General features: G+C 72.1%; 19 protein-coding genes and 1 riboswitch. Of the genes, 8 read left to right on the top strand and 11 right to left on the bottom strand.

The genetic code is table 11. The annotated features are described in order from the left end of the window. Position 1 precedes the first annotated feature (1 nt). The 5 genes from thiD to B0I33_RS05335 all read right to left on the bottom strand — a co-directional run bounded on the left by thiD (position 2) and on the right by B0I33_RS05335 (position 5,106). Positions 2-826, bottom strand: coding sequence for a bifunctional hydroxymethylpyrimidine kinase/phosphomethylpyrimidine kinase (gene thiD / locus B0I33_RS05355; RefSeq protein ID WP_106177401.1), 825 nt, complete (start codon positions 824-826; stop codon positions 2-4). After that, complete coding sequence (thiC, locus tag B0I33_RS05350) at positions 823-2,472, bottom strand: phosphomethylpyrimidine synthase ThiC (protein WP_181193183.1); 1,650 nt, start codon at positions 2,470-2,472, stop codon at positions 823-825. The genes thiD and thiC overlap by 4 nt, the downstream gene beginning before the upstream one ends. Beyond that, positions 2,465-2,592, bottom strand: a riboswitch (TPP riboswitch). Its footprint overlaps the gene before it by 8 nt. A 37-nt stretch (positions 2,593-2,629) precedes the next feature. Then, a complete protein-coding gene (locus B0I33_RS05345; protein WP_106177674.1) occupies positions 2,630-3,553 on the bottom strand; it encodes a S1C family serine protease in 924 nt (307 codons plus the stop codon). 107 nt (positions 3,554-3,660) lie between these two features. Next, positions 3,661-4,389 carry a class I SAM-dependent methyltransferase gene (locus tag B0I33_RS05340; RefSeq protein ID WP_106177400.1) on the bottom strand — a complete coding sequence of 243 codons (729 nt, stop codon included), beginning with the start codon at positions 4,387-4,389 and terminating at the stop codon, positions 3,661-3,663. A gap of 156 nt (positions 4,390-4,545) precedes the next feature. Further along, the gene (locus tag B0I33_RS05335) at positions 4,546-5,106 is read right to left on the bottom strand and encodes a peptide deformylase (RefSeq protein ID WP_106177399.1); all 561 of its coding nucleotides are present in this window, start codon (positions 5,104-5,106) and stop codon (positions 4,546-4,548) included. Between the two features lie 131 nt (positions 5,107-5,237). Between B0I33_RS05335 and B0I33_RS05330 the strand changes: the two genes are divergently transcribed. Next, complete coding sequence (locus B0I33_RS05330) at positions 5,238-5,561, top strand: DUF3263 domain-containing protein (RefSeq protein ID WP_106177673.1); 324 nt, start codon at positions 5,238-5,240, stop codon at positions 5,559-5,561. Beyond that, positions 5,558-6,211 carry a LytR C-terminal domain-containing protein gene (locus B0I33_RS05325; protein WP_106177398.1) on the top strand — a complete coding sequence of 218 codons (654 nt, stop codon included), beginning with the start codon at positions 5,558-5,560 and terminating at the stop codon, positions 6,209-6,211. The genes B0I33_RS05330 and B0I33_RS05325 overlap by 4 nt, the downstream gene beginning before the upstream one ends. Before the next feature lie 9 nt (positions 6,212-6,220). On the opposite strand, the gene B0I33_RS05320 is transcribed toward B0I33_RS05325, so the two are convergent. The 5 genes from B0I33_RS05320 to moeA all read right to left on the bottom strand — a co-directional run bounded on the left by B0I33_RS05320 (position 6,221) and on the right by moeA (position 12,275). Further along, positions 6,221-6,646: a hypothetical protein gene (locus B0I33_RS05320; RefSeq protein WP_106177397.1), complete on the bottom strand. Its 426-nt coding sequence runs from the start codon at positions 6,644-6,646 to the stop codon at positions 6,221-6,223. Positions 6,647-6,860: 214 nt separating this feature from the next. Beyond that, entirely contained in the window at positions 6,861-9,095 is a 2,235-nt protein-coding gene (locus B0I33_RS05315; RefSeq protein WP_106177396.1) for an AAA family ATPase, read from the bottom strand. Positions 9,096-9,121: 26 nt separating this feature from the next. Then, a complete protein-coding gene (locus B0I33_RS05310) occupies positions 9,122-10,105 on the bottom strand; it encodes a CDP-alcohol phosphatidyltransferase family protein (RefSeq protein ID WP_106177395.1) in 984 nt (327 codons plus the stop codon). Between the two features lie 3 nt (positions 10,106-10,108). Continuing rightward, positions 10,109-10,831: a phosphatidylserine decarboxylase gene (locus B0I33_RS05305; protein WP_106177394.1), complete on the bottom strand. Its 723-nt coding sequence runs from the start codon at positions 10,829-10,831 to the stop codon at positions 10,109-10,111. A 202-nt stretch (positions 10,832-11,033) separates the two neighbouring features. Further along, positions 11,034-12,275 carry a molybdopterin molybdotransferase MoeA gene (gene moeA, locus B0I33_RS05300; protein ID WP_106177393.1) on the bottom strand — a complete coding sequence of 414 codons (1,242 nt, stop codon included), beginning with the start codon at positions 12,273-12,275 and terminating at the stop codon, positions 11,034-11,036. Positions 12,276-12,339: 64 nt separating this feature from the next. On the opposite strand from moeA, the gene B0I33_RS05295 reads away from it, so the two are divergent. The 5 genes from B0I33_RS05295 (at position 12,340) to groL (ending at position 17,398) form a co-directional block, all read left to right on the top strand. Next, positions 12,340-13,017: a TIGR00266 family protein gene (locus tag B0I33_RS05295; RefSeq protein ID WP_106177392.1), complete on the top strand. Its 678-nt coding sequence runs from the start codon at positions 12,340-12,342 to the stop codon at positions 13,015-13,017. Positions 13,018-13,024: 7 nt separating this feature from the next. Further along, the gene (locus B0I33_RS05290; RefSeq protein ID WP_106177391.1) at positions 13,025-13,624 is read left to right on the top strand and encodes an AIM24 family protein; all 600 of its coding nucleotides are present in this window, start codon (positions 13,025-13,027) and stop codon (positions 13,622-13,624) included. A 126-nt stretch (positions 13,625-13,750) separates the two neighbouring features. Next, positions 13,751-13,957 (top strand): cold-shock protein, encoded by a 207-nt coding sequence (locus tag B0I33_RS05285; protein WP_106177390.1) that lies wholly within the window; start codon positions 13,751-13,753, stop codon positions 13,955-13,957. Positions 13,958-14,062: 105 nt separating this feature from the next. Further along, complete coding sequence (locus B0I33_RS05280) at positions 14,063-15,517, top strand: serine/threonine-protein kinase (protein WP_106177389.1); 1,455 nt, start codon at positions 14,063-14,065, stop codon at positions 15,515-15,517. 249 nt (positions 15,518-15,766) lie between these two features. Continuing rightward, positions 15,767-17,398, top strand: coding sequence for a chaperonin GroEL (gene groL / locus B0I33_RS05275; RefSeq protein WP_106177388.1), 1,632 nt, complete (start codon positions 15,767-15,769; stop codon positions 17,396-17,398). A gap of 61 nt (positions 17,399-17,459) precedes the next feature. Here groL and B0I33_RS05270 read toward each other — a convergent pair whose 3' ends face one another. After that, a complete protein-coding gene (locus B0I33_RS05270; protein WP_106177387.1) occupies positions 17,460-17,672 on the bottom strand; it encodes a PspC domain-containing protein in 213 nt (70 codons plus the stop codon). Between the two features lie 90 nt (positions 17,673-17,762). Between B0I33_RS05270 and B0I33_RS05265 the strand changes: the two genes are divergently transcribed. After that, positions 17,763-20,141, top strand: a complete 2,379-nt coding sequence (locus tag B0I33_RS05265) for a xanthine dehydrogenase family protein molybdopterin-binding subunit (RefSeq protein ID WP_106177386.1) — start codon at positions 17,763-17,765, stop codon at positions 20,139-20,141.

Below are 20,141 nucleotides of genomic sequence, written 5' to 3'. Positions count from 1 at the left end.
TTCAGTCGTCGTGGGCCAGGCGCCAGAACGGGGACACCGGCCCGACGCCGCCGCCGAGTGGGTACGACTCGGCGACGGACCGCTCGATGAACCGCTTGCCGGCCGCGACGGCGTCCGGCACGCCGAGACCCTTGGCCAGGGACGCCGTGATCGCCGCCGCCAGCGTGTCACCGCCGCCGTGGGTGTGCTCGGTGTCGTACCTGGTCCCGGACAGCTCGACGAACTGCACCCCGTCGGAGAGCAGGTCGACGCAGCGCGGGTCGCCGTGCATGTGCCCGCCCTTCACCAGCACCCACTGCGGGCCGAGATCGATCAGCGCCTTCGCCGCCTCCCGCTGGCTGCCGCCGTCGGTCACGGTGATCCCGGTGAGCAGCCGCACCTCGTCCAGGTTCGGTGTCACCAGCGTGGCGCGCGGGAACAGCTCGGAGCGGATGGCCTCGAGCGCCTCCTCTCTGAGCAACGCGTCCCCGTGCATCGAAGCCGCGACCGGATCCACGACGAGCGGCTTCTCCGCGTGCCGTCCGATGTGGACCTCCTCGAAGGTCTTCGCGACCTCCTCGATGATCTCGGCGGTGGCGAGCATCCCCGTCTTCGCCGCGTCGACGCCCATGTCGCCGGAGACGGCCTTGATCTGGGCGGTCACCGTGTCGACCGGGATCTCGGTGAATCCCTGCACGCCGAGGGAGTTCTGCACGGTCACCGCCGTGATCGCCGTCATCCCGTGCACACCGCACGCGAAGAACGTGCGCAGGTCGGCCTGGATCCCCGCACCACCGCCGGAGTCGGATCCGGCGATGGTGAGGGCGGTCCGTGGGGTCGGGCTCATGCCTTGTCGACCACCGGCAGGTACACCTGGTTGCCGTGGGCCTCGAATTCCTCGGCCTTCTCCCGCATGCCTGCCTCGATCGCCTCGACCGAGGTCAGACCGTGTTCCTCGGCGTACTTGCGGACATCCTGCGTGATCCGCATCGAGCAGAACTTCGGGCCGCACATCGAGCAGAAGTGCGCGGTCTTCGCCGGCTCGGCGGGCAGCGTCTCGTCGTGGAACGACCGCGCGGTGTCCGGGTCGAGCGCCAGGTTGAACTGGTCGTTCCAGCGGAACTCGAAGCGTGCCTTGGACAGCTCGTCGTCCCACTCCTGCGCGTACGGGTGCCCCTTGGCGAGGTCGGCGCTGTGCGCGGCGATCTTGTACGTGATCACGCCGGTCTTCACGTCGTCCCGGTTCGGCAGGCCGAGGTGCTCCTTCGGCGTGACGTAGCACAGCATCGCCGTGCCGTACCAGCCGATCTGCGCGGCTCCGATGGCCGAGGTGATGTGGTCGTACGCCGGGGCGATGTCCGTCGCCAGTGGACCGAGCGTGTAGAACGGCGCCTCGCCGCAGAGCTTCTCCTCCAGCTCCACGTTCTCCTTGATCTTGTGCATGGGCACGTGGCCGGGGCCCTCGATCATCACCTGCACATCGTGCTCCCGCGCGATGTGGGTCAGCTCGCCGAGCGTCTCCAGCTCGGCGAACTGCGCACGGTCGTTGGCGTCGGCGATCGAGCCGGGGCGCAGCCCGTCACCGAGGGAGAACGTGACGTCGTACGAGCGCAGGATCTCGCACAGCTCGGAGAAGTGCGTGTAGAGGAACGACTCCTGATGATGGGCGAGGCACCAGGCGGCCATGATGGAGCCGCCCCTGGAGACGATCCCGGTCGTCCGGTTGGCCGTCAGCGGCACGTACCGCAGCAGGACGCCCGCGTGCACGGTCATGTAGTCGACACCCTGCTCGCACTGCTCGATCACCGTGTCCCGGTAGATCTCCCAGCTGAGCTTCTCGGGCTCGCCGTCCACCTTCTCCAGTGCCTGGTAGATGGGCACGGTGCCCACCGGCACCGGTGAGTTGCGGATGATCCATTCCCGCGTCTCGTGGATCCGCTTGCCGGTGGAGAGGTCCATGATCGTGTCGGCGCCCCAGCGGGTCGCCCACACCATCTTCTCGACCTCTTCCTCGACCGAAGACCACACGGCGGAGTTGCCCATGTTGGCATTGACCTTCACCAGGAAGTTCTTCCCGATGATCATGGGTTCGGACTCGGGATGCCTGCGGTTGGCGGGGATCACCGCCCGCCCGCGCGCCACCTCGGCGCGCACGAACTCCGGGTCGACCCGCTCGCGGGCCGCGATGAACTCCATCTCCCTGGTGATGACGCCCGCCTTCGCCCAGCCGAGCTGGGTGTTGTGCTCGCGGCCGTCGGTCCAGCCCGCACGCAGCGGGTGAAGTCCCTTGTGGACGTCGATGCCGGCTTCCGGGTCCGTGTAGGGGCCCGAGGTGTCGTAGACGTCGAAGTGCTCGCCGTTGCTGAGGTCCACCCTGCGGGCCGGTACCCGCAGCCCGGACTCGGTCTGGTGGTAGACCTTGCGCGAACCGGTGATCGGTCCGGTGGTGACAGTGGGCTGAAAGTCGGTGCCGCGGTTTTCCAGGGTCGTCAAGAAGATCACTCCCTACGCCGGCATTACCCGGTCAGGTTCATGCGGTCGGCGGCACCGGGTTCGACGGAACACCAGCCGCCCTCTCAGCCCGCCAAGGCGCGAGCTCCCGCGAGGTGTGTGGTTGTCCTTCCGACCATGCCATGCGGCACCGCAGACCTCAACCCGCAAGTTCGGTCGGCTTCGCGAGCACGTCCACCATCGCCCCGTTGCGCAGCACCGTCACCGGCAGCGTCAGGCCGATGACCTCGCCGAAGAGCTGCCGCTGGATGCCCTGCGCGTCGGCGACCCGCTCGCGGCCGACGGTCAGCACGAGGTCGCCTGCCCGCAGCCCGGCCCGCTCGGCCGGCCCGCCCCGGACGACCTCGACCACGCGCAGCCCCGCGCGCTGGCCGGTGCGCTCCGCGACGTCGTCCGGCAGGGGCGCGGGCACGCCGACCAGCCCGAGGTAGGCCCGCCGTACCCGGCCCTCCACGAGCAGCGTGTCGACGATCCGGCGGGTCGTCGGGTTGATCGGGACGGCGAGGCCGAGGCCGAAACCGGCGACGGCCGTGTTGATGCCCACGACGCGGCCTGCCGGGTCGGCCAGCGCGCCACCGGAGTTGCCCGGGTTGAGCGCGGCGTCCGTCTGGATCACGTCCTCGATGACCCGGGCCGCGCGGCCCTGGCGCACCGGCAGTGCCCGGCCGAGCCCGCTCACGACCCCCGCGGTGATCGACCCGGCGAAGCCGAGCGGGCTGCCGACGGCCACCACGAGCTGGCCGACGACGAGCGTGTCCGCGTTCCCGAGCACGGCGGCGGGCGGGGTCCCGGCGCGGGCGCGCAGCACGGCGAGGTCGGACAGCGGGTCGGCGCCGACCACGTCGAACTCCGCCTCGCCGCCGTCGGCGAAGGTGGCCGTACCGTGCCGGGCACCGCCCACCACGTGGGCGTTGGTGAGCAGGTGCCGGTCGTCGGTGAACACCACGGCGGAACCGCTGCCCCGGGCGAGACGCACGCTGGCGACGTGCGGCGCGACGGAGCGGGCGACGGACGTCACCGCGCGGGAGTAGGCGTCGAGCGCCTCGTCGTCGGCCACCCGCATCACCACCCTGATTACACCGTTACACCGGTAACCAGTGTGCGCTCACCAAGCGGAACCGTGCCGCGTGTTCGCGGACGGCGGAGCGGGACGGTGCGTACCGCCGGGGCTCAGACCGCCGACTTGCGGGCCACGCAGAGTACCGACTGGCCGAACGGGACGCGGACGCGGTTCTCGATCGCCCTGGTCACCGGTACGACGAACCGGTCGTAGGCGGCGACCAGCCTGCGGTCGGGGGCGCCGACCCCGCCCTTGCGTACCGCGGCCCACCACGCGAAGGCGCCGAGGAAGTTCACCGGCCTGGCCACCTCGACGGTGAGCCCGGCGTCCCGCGCCGCCCCGGCGACCGTGGCCGGGGTGTACCGGCGCCAGTGACCGACCTTGCGGTCGAAGTCACCGTAGAGCTGCTCGTAGCCGGGCACGAACAGCACGATGTTCCCGGTGCCGGTCACCGACTTGGCGAGACAGCGCAGGGCGTCGACGTCGTCGGCGATGTGTTCGAGCACGTTGATGGCGATGAGCGTCTCGACCGGTGTGCCGAGCGTGCTGTGCCCGTCGATGTCGAACTGCTGGACCTCGACCTCCGTGCGGTCCGCGAAGCGGGACTTCAGCTGCTGCACCGCGTCGGGGTCCACGTCGGTGACCACGAAGCGGTCGAGGCCGGTGAACCCCTCCGCGAACTCCCCGAGACCCGCGCCCACCTCCAGCACCGAACGCCCGCAGTGGGGGCGGATGAGTTCCCGCTGATAAGCCAGGTAACGAGGTTTGCCGTGGTCGCTCTCCAGCGAGCGGCCCGTTGCCGAGTTGAACGCGCCCCTGCCCTGGCCCTCTTCGGTCATGCCCGCCTCTCCGGGCGAACAGCCCTCGCGACCGCGTGGGTGGGCAGCGGACCAGTGGCGGCCGGCCGACCGGTCCGAGGGCGATTCGCGCACTACGCTGGTGTTCGTTGCCTCGCGGTGACCCTATCGTGATCCTTTTGTGTCCGGCAATGGCGGTCAGGCGTCGGCGGGTTCGGGCAGCCAGCTGTGGCCCGGAACGCCCCACTTGTTCGCCTTGAGCATCTTCTTGGCGGCGCGGGCGTGCCTGCCGACGAGCCGGTCGAGGTAGAGGTAACCGTCCAGGTGGTCGGTCTCGTGCTGCAGGCACCGCGCGAAGTAGCCGGTGCCCTCCACCTCGACGGGGTTGCCCTCGAGATCGAATCCGGTCACCTTCGCCCATGAGGCCCTGCCGGTCGGGAACGACTCACCCGGGACGGAGAGGCAGCCCTCCCAGTCGTCGTCGGGGTCGGGCATCGTCTCCGGGACCTCCGAGGTCTCCAGCTTCGGGTTGACCACGAGGCCCTTGTGCCGGACGCCCTGGTCGTCGGGGCAGTCGTAGACGAAGACGCGGAGATCGACGCCGATCTGGTTGGCGGCGAGGCCGACCCCTTCCGCGGCGTACATCGTCTCGAACATGTCGTCGGTGAGCCTGCGCAACCCGTCGTCGAACTTCTCCACCTCGCGGGTGGGATGGTGCAGCACGGGGTCACCGGCGATGCGGATGGCGTGGACGGTCACGACCGTTCATGCTACCGAGATCACGGACCTCCGGACGCGCCGGGCGTGGTATCGGCACACGCCCCCGCGACCGTGATCTAATGGCGGCGGCGGACGACAGCCGTGTGATTTGCCAGATTGCGAGGAGCCAGATGGACGCCGCGGAGTCGACGGCCCGGGAGGGCCAGCCGTCCCCGCCCGCCCCTGCCGGTCAACCGGCGGAGGGCCTCTCGCAACGGGAGCAGGAGGTGCTCGCCTTCGAGCGCCAGTGGTGGAAGTACGCCGGTGCGAAGGAACGGGCCATCCGCGAGCTGTTCGCCATGTCGCCCACGCGCTACTACCAGATCCTGAATCAGCTCATCGACAAGCCGGAAGCCATGCGCTCGGATCCCATGCTGGTCAAGCGCCTCCGGAAGTCGCGCGCCGCGAGGCAGCGCACCCGGGCGGCACGGCGGTTGGGGATTGAACTTCCATGAGCATCTTCGACGGACTGTCCCGGCCGGCCCGTGCGGCCGGGCTGGGCCTGCTCGCCGTGGCCGTCGTCGCCGCCGTCCTGGGTGGGGTGACGCTGCTGACCGGCGACGGTGAGGACACGGCGGCGCCGTCGCCGTCACCGTCGGAGACGACCCAGCCGGGCAGCCCCGGCCCGACCCAGCCGGGCCAGCCCACGACCACGGGACCCGGCACCGCGACGGAGCGGAGCCCCGCGCCCACGTCCCCGGCCGAGCCCGGCGGCACCGGCACCACGCGGCCCGGCCAGCCCGGTGAGGGAGACGGCGGCGACGGCGACGGCGACGGCGGAGCCGACGACCAGCAGGTCGTCGCGCAGTCCGTCGAGGTCAGGGTCTACAACAACAGCACCACCCGCGGGCTCGCCGCCCGCGCCTCGGACGAGTTCCGGGCCGCGGGCTGGAAGGTCGTGGAGACGTCGAACTACTCCTCGGGCATCATCCCCACGTCGACGGCGTACTACCGGCCCGGCACCAGCGAGATGAAGGCGGCCAAGCTGCTCGCCGCGGAGTTCGGCCTGCGCGTCGAACCCAGGTTCGAGGGCATCGCCGACTCCAGCCCCGGCGTCATCGTGATCGTCACCAACGACTACACCGGCGCGCCCAAGAGCAAGTAGCGCGCGCCCTCAGGGCCGGTCGGCTCGCCATTCCAGGTCGGCGTCCTCGACCGGAACGGCGTGCCCCGCGGCGGGCTCGGCACGCTCGGCGAACCACTCCGCCCGCCCGCCCCGGCCACGGCGGACACCGACCGCGGTGGCGTGGTTGCGGCCGTCGGCATCCACTGAGGTCAGCTCCTCCTCGATGTGTATTTCCACAAGCGACAGTGCGTCGACCGGCGGATCCGGCTCGTCGCGCAGGTCCTCGGCCATCGCCGTGACGTACTCGGTGAGCTCGTCGGCGGGCAGGCTCAGTGTCGGCCGAAGGAACAGGTCGAGCGATCCGGCGCGGACCACCGTGTGGTCGCCCGGCCGGGCCCCGGGTTCGAAGGAGAATCCGCGTGCCTCGAGGCGGCGGACGAGCGTCGCCTCGAGGTCACCGTGTACGTCGTTCATTCGTTCCTTTCGCCGCGCGTCGGCCCCCAGTCGAACGGGTTGTCCCGGGAGCGGGACGTCGCGAACGTATAGCGGCTCCCGGGAGCCAGGTCAACCGTCCGGCCTCGCGTCACGCGAGCAGGTGATACGGAGCCCGATGCGGCACTCGCGCCCCCGAACGCGGCATTCGGGTGCCCGAACGCAGCACTCGCGGGACTGAGCGAGGGACTCGCGGTCAGCGGTTCGCGGCGAACGACTCCAGCGCGGCGAGCTGCGCGCGGTCGAGGGAGGGGCGCACGGCGTCGCGTGCTTTCGCCAGGTGTGCCGCCGTGACCTCGCTGGCCTCCAGCGACTCGCGCATCGCCGTCAGCGCCCCCTCCCTGATCAGCGCGGCACAGTCGGCGGCCGAATAACCCTCCAGAGTGGACGCCAGCTCGTCGATGTCCACATCGGATGCCAAGGGCGTGTTCCTCGCGCTGGCACGCAGGATGTCCGCCCTGGCGGCGGCGTCCGGCGGCGGCACGTAGACGACCCGCTCCAGCCTGCCCGGACGCAGCAGCGCGGGATCCACCAGATCGGGCCGGTTCGTCGCGCCCAGCACCACGACGTCGCGCATCGGTTCCACCCCGTCCAGCTCGGTGAGCAGGGCGGCCACCACGCGGTCGGCGACGCCCGAGTCGCTGGACTGGCCGCGCCGGGGCGCGAGCGCGTCGATCTCGTCCAGGAACACCAGCGCGGGCGCGGCCTCGGCAGCCCTGCGGAACAGCTCCCGCACGGCACGCTCCGACTCGCCGACCCACTTGTCCATCAACTCGGCGCCCTTGACGGCGAAGACGTTCAGCGCTCCGGTTCCGGCGAGCGCGCGCACCAGGAACGTCTTGCCACCGCCGGGTGGACCGTACAGCAGCACGCCACGCGGCGGGTCGACACCGAGCCGGGAGAACGAGTCCGGGTACCGCAATGGCCACAGCACGGCCTCGGTCAGCGACTGCTTGACCTCGGTCATGTCGCCGATGTCGGCGAGCGTGAGCCCGCCGGTCGCCAGCGTGTCCGAGGTCGACATGGAGATGGGCCGCACCGACTCCACCGCGCCGAGCAGGTCGCGCTGGGCGATCCGGGGCTCCACGTCCCGGTCGGCGCCGTCGCGCTGCCGCAGCGCGGCCCGCAACGCGGCCTCCCGGCGCAGCGCCACCAGGTCGGCCGCGACGAACCCGGGAGTCCGCTCGGCGATGGCCCCCAGGTCGATGCCGTGCTCCAGCGGGGCCTCCCGCAACAGCACGCGCAGCAGCTCCGTGCGGATTTCGGTGTCGGGCAGCCCCAGCCGCAGCTCGCGGTCGAGCAGATCGGCTCCGCGCAGCCGGGGGTCGACGGACTCCGGGTGCGCCGAGGTCGCCACCACCGCGAACCCGTGGCGATCCAGCGCCGCGTGCAACCGGTCGAGCACCACGGTCGCCACCGGCGGGGGCTGCGACGCGGGCAGCAGCGCGTCGACGTCGGTGATCAGCAGGATGCCCGGCCCGGCGGCGGTCGCCTGCTCGACGGCGGTGTCGAGACGCGCGAGCACGGCGTCCGGCTCCAGGACGGCGATGCTCGGCGCGGCGACGCTCACCACCCGGACACCCTCGGCATGCGCCACCGACCGGACGAGCGTGGCCTTCCCGGCGCCCTCCGGCCCGGAGAGCAGCACCCCGAGCCTGCCCGACGTGCCGAGCCGGGCCAGCAGTTCGGGACGGTGGAAGGCCAGGTCGAGCCATTCGGCGAAGCGGCGGGCGGCGGCGCGGGAGCCCGCGAGGTCGGCCAGCGGCGGCGGCTCCTCCTCCGGTGCCGTTCCGGCCGGTTGCGCGGGGGCCGTTGCTCCCAGCGCAGCCGGAGCCGGAGCCGGTGGCGGCGCCGGGTCGCCGGTGGTTGCCCCGCCCCGCCAGCCGACCACAGTGGACTGTCCGACGGCGACCGGGCCCGAGGGCTCGGTCGCGGTGACGGTGAGCAGTTCGGTGGTCCATGCCGTGCCGATCGTGCGGGAGAGACTGCCGCGCACCGCGCCGACGTCCGAGCCGGGCGGCGGCGCGAGGTCCTGCGGGAGCAGCGACACGGCGTCGCCGACGGTCAGCACCTTGCCGAGCAGGGCCAGGCGCAGCGTGGCGGGGTCGACGGACGCGCTCGCCAGCCGGGAGCCCGAGACCGTCACCGTGCGGGCGGCGGACACCGCGACGGGAGCCACGACGATCTCGGCTCCCTCGGTCACCCCGAGGTTGGACATCGTGATGTCGTCGGCGAGGACGACCCCGGGCACGTGGCCGGACGAGGGCGCGGCGAGCGCGGCGCTGACGCGGGCGCCCGTCAGCCGCACGGCGTCCCACTCGCGTAGCCCGAGCGCGTCGAGCACCTCGGGGTGCAGCCGGACGATCCCGCGCCGGGAGTCGAGTGCGGACGGGGTGTGCCGGACGGTCAGGGTGATCTGTGGCTCGCGCACCTGACCACCCTATGCCGCACCGGGCGTCAGTCGCCGCGGTGCCGCAGGCCGAGCCTGCGCCAGTTGCGCCTGCCGGGGCCGCGGTCCCCCATCCGGGCAGGCGACTCGGCCGGGTACACGCGGCCCGTGCCCCGCGCGACGTGGGGTTCCGGCCTCGGCCGCCGGACGGCGCGCCTGGCCACGCCCGGCACGCGCCGGAACTGCGGCCTGCGCAGGCCCAGCCGTCGCTGGCTGCGTGCCCTGCGGATGGCCCTGCGCTCGCGTGGCGGCACCGCCCAGGCCTCGGGGTGCCTGGCCAGCCAGCGGTAGCGGCGCACCGAGTACGGGATGTGCAGCAGGTAGAGCACCAGTGCGCCGGCGAGCGCGATGAGCGGGTACTGGATGACCGCGGCGGCCGCGAGTCCCACGGCCACCAGCAGCGGCGCGACCGCCTTGGCCGGTGCGCGGACGGTCTTGAGCGACAGCGTGGGGATCCGGCTGATCAGCAGCGCGGAGATCCCGACCGTCCACACCCACACGACCGCCTCGGCGGACCACCACCCCTCGCCGAACTGCAGCGTGACCGTCAGTGGCAGCAACGCCAGCAGCCCGCCGGCCGGTGCGGGGACCCCCACGAAGAACTCGCCCGCGTACGGCGGCTGGTCGGTGTCGTCCAGCAGCGTGTTGAACCGGGCCAGCCGCAGCACCATGCACACGGCGAAGACCAGCGCGGCGACCCAGCCGAGCCTGCTGCCCTCGGCGAGCCACACGTAGAGCACCAGCGCGGGCGCCACGCCGAAGGAGATGGCGTCCGAAAGGGAGTCGAGTTCGGCGCCGATGCGGGAGGTCGCGTCCAGCAGGCGGGCAATCCGGCCGTCGAGGCTGTCGAGCACGGCGGCGATGCCGATCGCGCCGATCGCGAGCGAGTGCTGGTCGTTCAGCGCGAACTGCACGGCGGAAAGGCCGGCGCACAGCGCGAGAACCGTGATGGCGTTCGGGAGCAACCGGACGCCGGGTGCGTTCCGGGCCATGGCTCAGCCTTTCCGGGAACCGATCTCGGCGAGGACCGTCTCCCCGCCGATCGTGCGCTGTCCCTTCCGTACCAGAACACGGCTGCCTGGGGGAAGGTACACGTCGACGCGGGAGCCGAACCGGATCAGACCATACGTGGTGCCGACCTCGACCCGCTCTCCCTGCCGGATCTGGCACAGGATGCGGCGTGCCACCAGGCCCGCGATCTGCACGACGGCGAGCTGGTGGCCCTCGTCGGTGCGCAGCAGCACGGAGTTGCGCTCGTTGACGTCGCTGGCCTTGTCGAAGTCGGCGGAGAGGAACTTGCCCGGCCGGTAGGCCACCCGCTCGGCGGTACCGCTCACCGGCACCCGCTGCACGTGCACGTCGAACACCGAGAGGAACACGCTCACGCGCGTGCGCGGTTCGTCCGGCAGCCCCAGCTCGGGTGGCGGCGACGCCTCCTCGATCAGCGACACGATGCCGTCGGCCGCGGCGACCGCGAGACCGGGTTCGGCCGGCGGCACGCGCTTCGGCTCGCGGAAGAAGGCGGCGGTCGCCGCGGTGCCGAGCCCGGCCAGCAGGCCGAGCGGCTTCGACACCTTGCGGAGGACGAGGGCCGCGGCGAGGCCGCCGAGCACGAACGGCCTCCCCGCCGGGTGCATGGGCGGGAGGGTCTCGCGGGCGAGCTGCAGGGCGTGGCCGAGGGAGTTGCCGGATTCCGGCGCGGGGGCGGCGGCGCTCATTCTGGTGAGGATTCCCGTGGTTTCTGCGTGGGACGGATGGCCCCACGCTACGCCAGCCGCCGGAGTTGGACGGACCGGGTGGCGTGCGCCCCCCGACGCCGTACGCCACCCGGCCACGGACCAGCGATCTTAAAGGCCGAGGCCAGCCCTGATAACCCCCAGTGGGGAAAAAGTTACCAAGCGTCGCCCCTTTCGTGTGGCGCTAGAGCAGCAGGACGTCGACCTCGGAGCCCTCTTCGGCCTCGGCGACGTCCTCCGGAAGCACGATGAGGCAGTTGGCCTGCGTGAACGCGGCCAGCAGGTGGGAGCCAGGGCCGCCGCGCGGGCCCACCACGCCGGTCACCTGGCCTTCGCGCTGCGTGTAGTAGCCGCGGCGGAACTGCCGCTTCCCCCTGGGTGAGGTCAGGGTCTCGGTGAGCCGGGCCCGCACCCGCCTGCGCTCGACGTCGGAGTGCCCGAGCGCCGAGAGCAGCGCCGGGCGCAGGAAGGCCTCGAACGACACGAGCACGCTCACCGGGTTGCCCGGCAGCGTCACCACGGGCACGCCGTTCCACCTGCCGCACCCCTGCGGTCCGCCGGGCTGCATCGCGACCTTGGCGAACCGCACGCCCGCGCCGGTCAGCGCGTCCTTGACCACCTCGTACGCGCCCGCGCTCACCCCGCCTGAGGTGACCACGAGATCCGAATCGGCCAGCTTCGGCTCGATCGCGGCGCGGAACGCGTCGACGTCGTCGGCCACGCTGCGGAGCGACTCCACGCGGCAGCCCATCGCCCGCAGCGCGGCGACGAGCATGACGCTGTTGGACTCGTAGATCTGGCCGTGCCGCAGCTCGGCAGGCGGCAGCACGAGCTCGGTGCCGGTCGAGACCACGAGCACACGAGGCGGCTCGTGCACGGTGAGCCGGTCGAGCCCCACCGCGGAGGCGAGGCCCAGCTGCGCGGGGCCGAGCACCGTGCCCGCGGCGAGCGCGACCGAGCCCGCCGCCACGTCCTCGCCGGTGCGCCGGATGTGCGCGCCGGGCGGGGCGGCCTCGTGCACCCGGACCGTCTCGGTGCCGCCGTCGGTGCGCTCGACCATGACCACGGTGTCCGCGCCGGTCGGCAGCGGCGCGCCGGTCATGATGCGGTGCGCGGTGCCAGGGAGCAGGGCGGGCAGGTCGGTGCGGCCCGCGGGGATGTCCTCGGTCACGGGCAGCTCCACGGGCCGCTCCGGACCGGCCTCGACGACGTCGACCGAGCGCACGGCGTACCCGTCCATCGCGGAGTTGTCGAACGGCGGCAGCGAGACACCCGCCCGTACGTCCTCGGCGAGCACGAGCCCGGTGCAGTCCGCGAGCGGCAGCTCGATGGTGGGCCGGGTGCCGAGCAACTCGATCACCTCGGCCCGGTGCTCGTCGACGGTCCTGGCGCGTTCGGTCCCGTTGATCGCGATCACGCGGACCATCCTCCCGTGCGGCGGCGCTCATGCAAGACTCTCCCCGCCGAGCGCGAGTGACAGGGGAGGGTCCATGCAGGTACAGATTCGCCACCAGCCGTCGTTCGCGGTGGCCAGACTCGTGCTGGCACCGGGGGAGCCCGCCCAGGTCGAGTCGGGCGCGATGGCCGCCATGAGCTACGGCATGCACGTGCAGTCGCAGTCGCAGGGTGGCGTCATGAAAGGGCTGGGACGGGCGTTCCTGGCCGGGGAGTCGTTCTTCGTCAGCACCTACACCGCGCCGCAGAACGGCGGCTGGGTGGACGTCGCGGCCAGCCTGCCGGGGGACATCCAGGTGCTCAACCTCGACGGCCGCACCGGCTGGTGCGTCACCCGCGGCTCGTGGCTGGCCTCGTCGTACGGGGTGCAGACCGAGACGAGGTGGGGCGGCTTCGGCAAGCTCTTCGGCGGTGAAGGCGGGTTCCTCACGCACGTCACCGGGCAGGGCCAGGTGATCGTGGGGTGCTACGGCGCGCTCGACGTGGTCACGCTGCAGCCCGGCGAGCTGGTGACGATCGACTCCGGGCACGTGGTCGCCTACGCCGACACCGTGCAGTCGCAGACCCGCAAGATCGCGGCAGGCGTGATCCAGTCGCTCAAGAGCGGCGAGGGCCTGGTGTTCGACTTCGCGGGTCCCGGGCAGATCCTGACGCAGACGCGCAACCCCTCGGCGCTCGCCGCATGGGTGGTCGCGCAGGTGCCGCAGCGGTAGGCGCCGGATGCGGGTGAGTACTCGGCACACCCCGGCCTTCGGCGTGGCCAGGTTGCTGCTCTCCGCCGGTGAGGCCGTGGAGGCCGACGCGCGGGCCATGGTCGCGTCCAGCTTCGGCGTCGTCGAGACCAGGGCGGGCAGGCGCGGTGGCCGGACCGGGTCCGTGTTCACGGCCCCCCAGACCGGTGGCTGGATCGACCTCGCTCCGGACGACGCGGGTGACGTGCATCCGGTCGAGCTTGACGGCAGGGTCGGCTGGTCGGTCGCCAGGGCCGCGGTGCTGGCCCGCCCCGCCACGGTGCGCAGGGACCACCCGTGGCCCGCGCACCAGGCGCTGTTCGGCAGCGACGCCGGCTTCCTGGAGCACTACAGCGGAACCGGACCGCTCGTGCTCGCCGCGCGTGGCCCGGTGGACGCGTTCGCGCTCGAGGCGGGTGAGGTCATCACGGTCAGCCCGGCCTACGTGCTCGGCTACCCGGACCCGGTGCAGTGCCGGTTGCGGGCCGTCGATCCGGCCGGTCCGCAGTCGGTCCGGACGGGTGAGGGACTCGCGCTGGACTTCGCCGGGCCGGGCACCGTCCTCCTGCAAACCCGTGCCCGGCGGTGACGCCGGGATCGGAAATTCGCCGCGAATTGACCATTGCTCGGCGGCGTTATTCCGGTAGCGTGATCGAAGCTTCCGGCGTGGCGGCTGCTCAACTGCCACGTTTCGTTTTGGTACAAGGAGGACGCCGTGGCTGTCGGCACGGTCAAGTGGTTCAACGCGGAGAAGGGCTACGGGTTCATCGAGTCCCCGGACGGACCTGATGTCTTCGTACACTACTCCGCCATCCAGGCGGACGGTTTCAAGACCCTCGATGAGGGCGACCGCGTCGAGTTCGAGGTGCAGGCCGGCCGGGACGGCCGCAGCCAGGCCGCGGACGTCCGCAAGGTCTCGTAACAGCCGTGATCGGCCCGTCACCGGGGTCCCCGCCGGTGACGGGCCGCGGCACCCGGTGGCGACACTTCGCGTCGCCGGGAACACCCGGGCGTTAGGCTGCGCTCCGTGACAGGCGATGTGTCGGGGGACCTCACCGGGAAGCGGCTGGGTCACTACCGCATCGAGGGCGTGCTGGGCCGCGGTGGCATGAGCGTGATGTACAGGGCCACCGATGTCCGGCTCGGGCGGAAGGTGGCCCTCAAGGTCATCGGGGAACACCTCGGTGCCGACGCCGAATTCCGGGAGCGGTTCGTCGACGAGGCCCGCAACACCTCGGCCATCGACCACGCGAACATCGTCCCGCTGTACGACTTCGGTGAGCTCGACGGCCTGCTCTACATCGCCATGCGACTGGTCGACGGGTCCGACCTGGCCAGCCTGATCGGCGGCGAGCCGATGCGGCCCGAGCGCGCGATCGGCCTGCTCGACCAGGTCGCGGACGCGCTCGACACGCTGCACGCGCGCGGGCTGGTGCACCTCGACGTGAAGCCGGCCAACGTCCTGGTGACGAGCCGGGAGTCGGCGCGGGAGCACGTCTACGTGGCCGACTTCGGCCTGACCCGCCGTGGTGCGACCGGGCACCGGACGCGGGGCGGCGACTTCCTCGGCTCGCCCACCTACGCGGCTCCTGAGCACCTGCGCGGCGAGCCGCTGGACGGGCGGACCGACCAGTACGCGCTCGCGTGCATGCTGTACGCCTGCCTGACCGGCCACCCGCCGTTCCACGGCGAGGTCTCCGCGGTGATCAAGGGCCACCTGAGCGGGGAGCCGGAGCCGGTGTCGCGCGCGGTGGGCACGCTGCCCCGCGGGCTCGACGACGTGGTCCGCAAGGGCATGGCGAAAAGCCCCCAGGACCGCTACGGCGGCTGTGTCGAGCTGATCGCGGCGGCGCGCAAGGCACTGCTTCCGGAGCCGGTCGCTCCGGCGGCGCTGTCCGGGACGCCGGCGACGGGGGGCAGGCGCCCGGTCGCCGTCGGCAACGGGGAAGAGGGGAGTCCCGCGGGACAGCGGCCGTTCGGTGGGCAGGCGGGGCAGCAACCGGCACCGCAGGCGCACCGGCAACCGCAGGCGCAGCCCCCGCCGGGCCACCATCCCGGCCGCTACCCGTCCGGCTACGGCCCCGCTCCCGGTCATCCGTCCGGGTACGGACCGCCGCCGCCCGGTTTCGCGGGTCCCCCGCCGGGCACCCCGCCGCACGGAGCGCCCGGGTTCGGCCCGCGGCCGCACCAGGCACCGCCCCCCGGGGGTGGTTTCCCGAACCCGGCGCAGCCGCCGCCCCGGGGTGGCGGCAAGGGCTGGGTGCTGTGGGTCGTGCTCGCGGTCGTGCTGGTCGGCGTGGGCGTCGCGGTCGTCGTCGCGCTGTCCGGCTCCGGTGACGAAAGCCGGCCGCCCGCGCCGCAGACGAGTTCCAGGGCGCCGGACATCCCCGTCGGGCCCGACGACGGGGCGGGCACGCCGACCGGCTCGGGAGACCGGCCCCCGCCCACGTCCATCCCGATCGTTCCGGGCACGGGTGGGTGACCTGCCTTTCTTGCACTCTCCCCCGGAGAGTGCTAAACACGGGATTGGCACTCGGCGCCGTCGAGTGCCAGGTGGCTGGTGAACGACCAGTCACCTGAAGGTCGGGACGGTGAGGCCATGTTCGGGGCAACCGAGCTGGTCGTCCGTCGCGGGCACCGAGCCTGGCCGAGGACGTGTCCTGCTGCGAGGGTCCGGCATCACGAGAGACCGGACCGTCGATAGCGCCGAATACCGGAGGACCACACCGCAATGGCCAAACTCATCGCGTTCGACGAGGACGCCCGCCGCGGTCTCGAGCGCGGCCTGAACACCCTCGCCGAAGCCGTCAAGGTGACGCTCGGCCCTCGGGGCCGCAACGTCGTGCTCGAGAAGAAGTGGGGCGCGCCGACGATCACCAACGACGGTGTCTCCATCGCCAAGGAGATCGAGCTCGAGGACCCGTGGGAGAAGATCGGGGCCGAGCTCGTCAAGGAAGTCGCCAAGAAGACCGACGACGTCGCGGGTGACGGCACCACCACCGCCACCGTGCTCGCCCAGGCCCTCGTGAAGGAGGGTCTGCGCAACGTCGCGGCCGGCGCCGACCCGATCGCCCTCAAGCGGGGCATCGAGCAGGCTGTCGAGGCTGTCACCGAGCAGCTGCACAAGATGGCCAAGGAGGTCGAGACCAAGGAGCAGATCGCGGCCACGGCCTCGATCTCCGCCGCCGACCGCACCATCGGTGAGCTGATCGCCGAGGCGCTGGACAAGGTCGGCAAGGAAGGCGTCGTCACCGTCGAGGAGTCCAACACCTTCGGGCTCGAGCTCGAGCTCACCGAGGGTATGCGCTTCGACAAGGGCTTCATCTCCGGCTACTTCGTGACCGACGCGGAGCGCCAGGAGGCCGTCCTGGAGGACCCGTACGTCCTGCTGTTCGGATCCAAGATCTCGAACGTCAAGGACATGCTCCCGGTGCTCGAGAAGGTCATGCAGTCGGGCAAGCCGCTGCTGATCATCGCCGAGGACGTCGAGGGCGAGGCGCTCGCCACCCTGGTCGTCAACAAGATCCGCGGCACCTTCAAGTCCGTCGCCGTCAAGGCTCCGGGCTTCGGTGACCGCCGCAAGGCGATGCTGCAGGACATGGCCATCCTCACCGGTGGCCAGGTCATCAGCGAGGACGTCGGTCTCAAGCTGGAGAACGCCGACATCTCCCTGCTGGGTCGCGCCCGCAAGGCCGTCATCACCAAGGACGAGACCACCATCGTCGAGGGTGCCGGCGACGCGGACCAGATCCAGGGCCGGGTCAACCAGATCCGTGCCGAGATCGAGAACAGCGACTCCGACTACGACCGGGAGAAGCTGCAGGAGCGCCTGGCGAAGCTGGCCGGCGGCGTTGCCGTCATCAAGGCCGGTGCCGCCACCGAGGTGGAGCTCAAGGAGCGCAAGCACCGCATCGAGGACGCCGTGCGCAACGCCAAGGCTGCCGTCGAGGAGGGCATCGTCGCCGGTGGCGGCGTCGCCCTGCTGCAGGCGTCCAAGGCCGCGTTCGACGGTCTCAAGCTGGTCGGTGACGAGGCGACCGGCGCGAACATCGTGAAGGTCGCCGTCGAGGCCCCGCTCAAGCAGATCGCGGTCAACAGCGGTCTCGAGGGCGGCGTCGTGGCGGAGAAGGTCAAGGGCCTGCCGCAGGGCCACGGCCTCAACGCCGCGACCGGCGACTACGAGGACCTGGTCGCCGCCGGCGTCATCGACCCGGCGAAGGTGACGCGTTCCGCGCTGCAGAACGCCGCCTCCATCGCGGCTCTGTTCCTCACGACGGAGGCCGTCGTGGCGGACAAGCCGGAGAAGGAGAAGGCCGGTGCGGGCGCCGACCCGACCGGTGGCATGGGCGGCATGGACTTCTGATCGAGTCCGGCACAGCCGAGAAGGGGCCCGGTCCGCGGCAGCGGGCCGGGCCCTTTTCGTGTCAGCCGGTCGCGGTGTCCTCGGGCATGAGGATCCAGCAGGCGGCGTAGAGCAGCACCGGGGTGCCGATGCCGAAGATCGTCGCGGCCACGAACAGGATGCGCACCACGGCCGCGTCCACCCCCAGCAGGGCCGCCCAGCCGCCGCAGACGCCGGCGAGCATCCGGTCCGACGAGCTACGCCGGAGCTTCTTGGTGGTCACGTTGTTCGTCATGCTTCGATCATCGGCCGTGCACGGCACAGGGACATCGGGGAAGCTCCCTGGCCGTACCCGGATTCGCGACCCCGAGGTTAGGGTTCGGCCATGGCGGGATCACTGCTCGGGACCGAAGTCAGGAGGGTCGAGGACCCGGAGTTGCTCCGGGGGCGCGGCACCTACGTCGACAACCTCACGCTGGACGGCGTGCTGCACCTGGCGTTCGTCAGATCGCCGTTCGCCCACGCGGAGCTGACCGCGATCGACGTGCGTGCCGCTGAGGCGGCCCCCGGCGTCGTCGCCGTGTACACCGCCGCCGACCTCGACCTGCCTCCGGTGAAGCAGTTCATGGAGGTCAACCCGAGCTGTGCGCGGCTCCCGCTGGCCACCGACCGCGTCCGGTTCGTCGGCGAGCCGGTGGCGGTCGTCGCCGCCGAGAGCGCCGTCGCCGCGGCGGACGCGCTGGAGCTGGTGGACATCGACTACGAGCCCCTGCCGGTGGTCGTGGACCCCGAGGCCGCGCTCGCTCCGGACGCGCCACGCCAGTTCCCGCACCTCGGGTCCAACATCGCGGCGGGCGAACGGGACGCCGAGGGCGCGGCCGTGCTGGACGACGCCGAGGTCGTGGTGCGGGCGCGGCTGGAGAACCAGCGGGTCGCCGTCGTCCCGTTGGAGGGCAACGCGATCGCCGTCGTGCCCGGCGGGCCGGACGAGGACTTCGACGTGACCATCCACGTCTCCACGCAGGCCCCGCACGCACTGCGCACCGTCGCCGCGAAGGCCTTCGGCTGGGAACGGGACCGGGTCCGGGTGATCGCACCGCACGTGGGCGGCGCCTTCGGCGGCAAGTTCGGGCTCTCGGCGGAACACGCGGTGACCGTCGGGGTCGCGCTCCGGCACGGCCGCCCGGCCAAGTGGGTGGAGACCCGTTCGGAGAACCTGCAGTCGATGCCCCACGGCAGGGCGCAGGTGCAGTACGCCGAGCTCGGCCTGCGGCGGGACGGCACGATCACCGGCCTGCGTTGCCGCGTGCTCGGCGACTGCGGTGCCTACGCCGGGTTCGGCGGGGGCTTCGCGCTGGGCCCGACCCGGGTGATGGCACAGGGCGTGTACCGGATCCCCCGGCTCTCCTACGCCGGGATCGCCGCGCTCACCAACACCACGCCGACCGGCGCGTTCCGCGGCGCCGGGCGCCCTGAGGCCGCCGCGATGCTGGAACGGCTGATCGACCTCGCGGCCGCCGAGCTGGACATGGACCCGGTGGACATCCGGCGCCGTAACTTCCTGCGGCCCGGCGAGTTCCCCTACACCACGCTGACCGGCGCCCACTACGACTCCGGGGACTACGACCTGCCGCTCACCGAGGCCCTGCGGCTCGCGGGCTACGAGGACCTGCGTGCCGAGCAGGCACGCCGGATCGCCGAGGAAAGCCCGGTGCTGCTCGGCATCGGCGTCAGCACCTACGTCGAGATCACCGGGGGCGGTGGCGGCGGCGAGTACGCGTCCGTGACGATCGACCAGGACGGCACGGCGACGATCGCGGTGGGGACGTCCGGGCACGGCCAGGGGCACGCCACGTCGTTCTCCATGATCGTGGCCGACGAACTGGGCATCCCGCTCGAGTCCGTCCGGTTCGTACAGTCCGACACCGGGCGGGTGCCGCGCGGCGGGGGCACCGGTGGCTCCCGCTCACTGCAGCTGGGCGGCAGCGCCGTGCGGCGGGCGAGTGAGGAGCTGTTGCGGCGGGCGAGGGAGCTCGCCGCGGACCGGCTCGAAGCGTCCGCCGACGACATCGAGTTGACCGCCGAGGGCAGGTTGGGCGTCAGCGGTGTTCCACACGCGAGCCTGAGCTGGGCCGAACTGGCCCGCGCGGTGGCGGAGGACGGCGGCCGGCTGGGCGCGGACACCGACTTCCGGCCCGAGGGTGCCACCTTCCCGTTCGGCGCGCACGTGTCGGTCGTCGAGGTGGACACCGAAACGGGGTTCGTCCGTCCGCTCCGGCACATCGCGGTCGACGACTGCGGCCGCGTGCTGAACCCGATGATCGTCCGCGGGCAGCAGCACGGCGGTGCGGCGCAGGGCATCTCCCAGGCGTTGTGGGAGCACATGAGCTTCGACGAGGACGGCAACCCGGTGACCGCCACGCTCGCCGACTACCTGGTGCCCTCGGCCACGGAGATGCCCACGCTGGAGACCGCGAACACCGAGACGGAGACACCGCGCAACCCGCTCGGCGCCAAGGGAATCGGCGAGTCGGCCACGATCGGTTCGACCCCGGCCGTGCAGAACGCCGTCCTCGACGCGCTACGGCACCTCGGGGTGCGGCACCTCGACCTGCCGCTGACCCCGCAACGGGTGTGGCGGGCCGTCCGCGACGCGGCGGAAGGCAACCCGCAGGCACCGTGGCGGGAGCCGCCGGGTGCGTTCGACGAGCTTCCCGTCCGTGGCGAGGGCCCCTCGCCGGCCGCCGAGGAGGCAGCGGTCTGA

Origin of the sequence: Prauserella shujinwangii (assembly GCF_003001955.1) — a bacterium.
Taxonomy (GTDB): Bacteria; Actinomycetota; Actinomycetes; order Mycobacteriales; family Pseudonocardiaceae; genus Qaidamihabitans; species Qaidamihabitans shujinwangii.
Note: the sequence above shows the minus strand (reverse complement) of the source record. Positions and strands in the feature narration are given on the sequence as shown.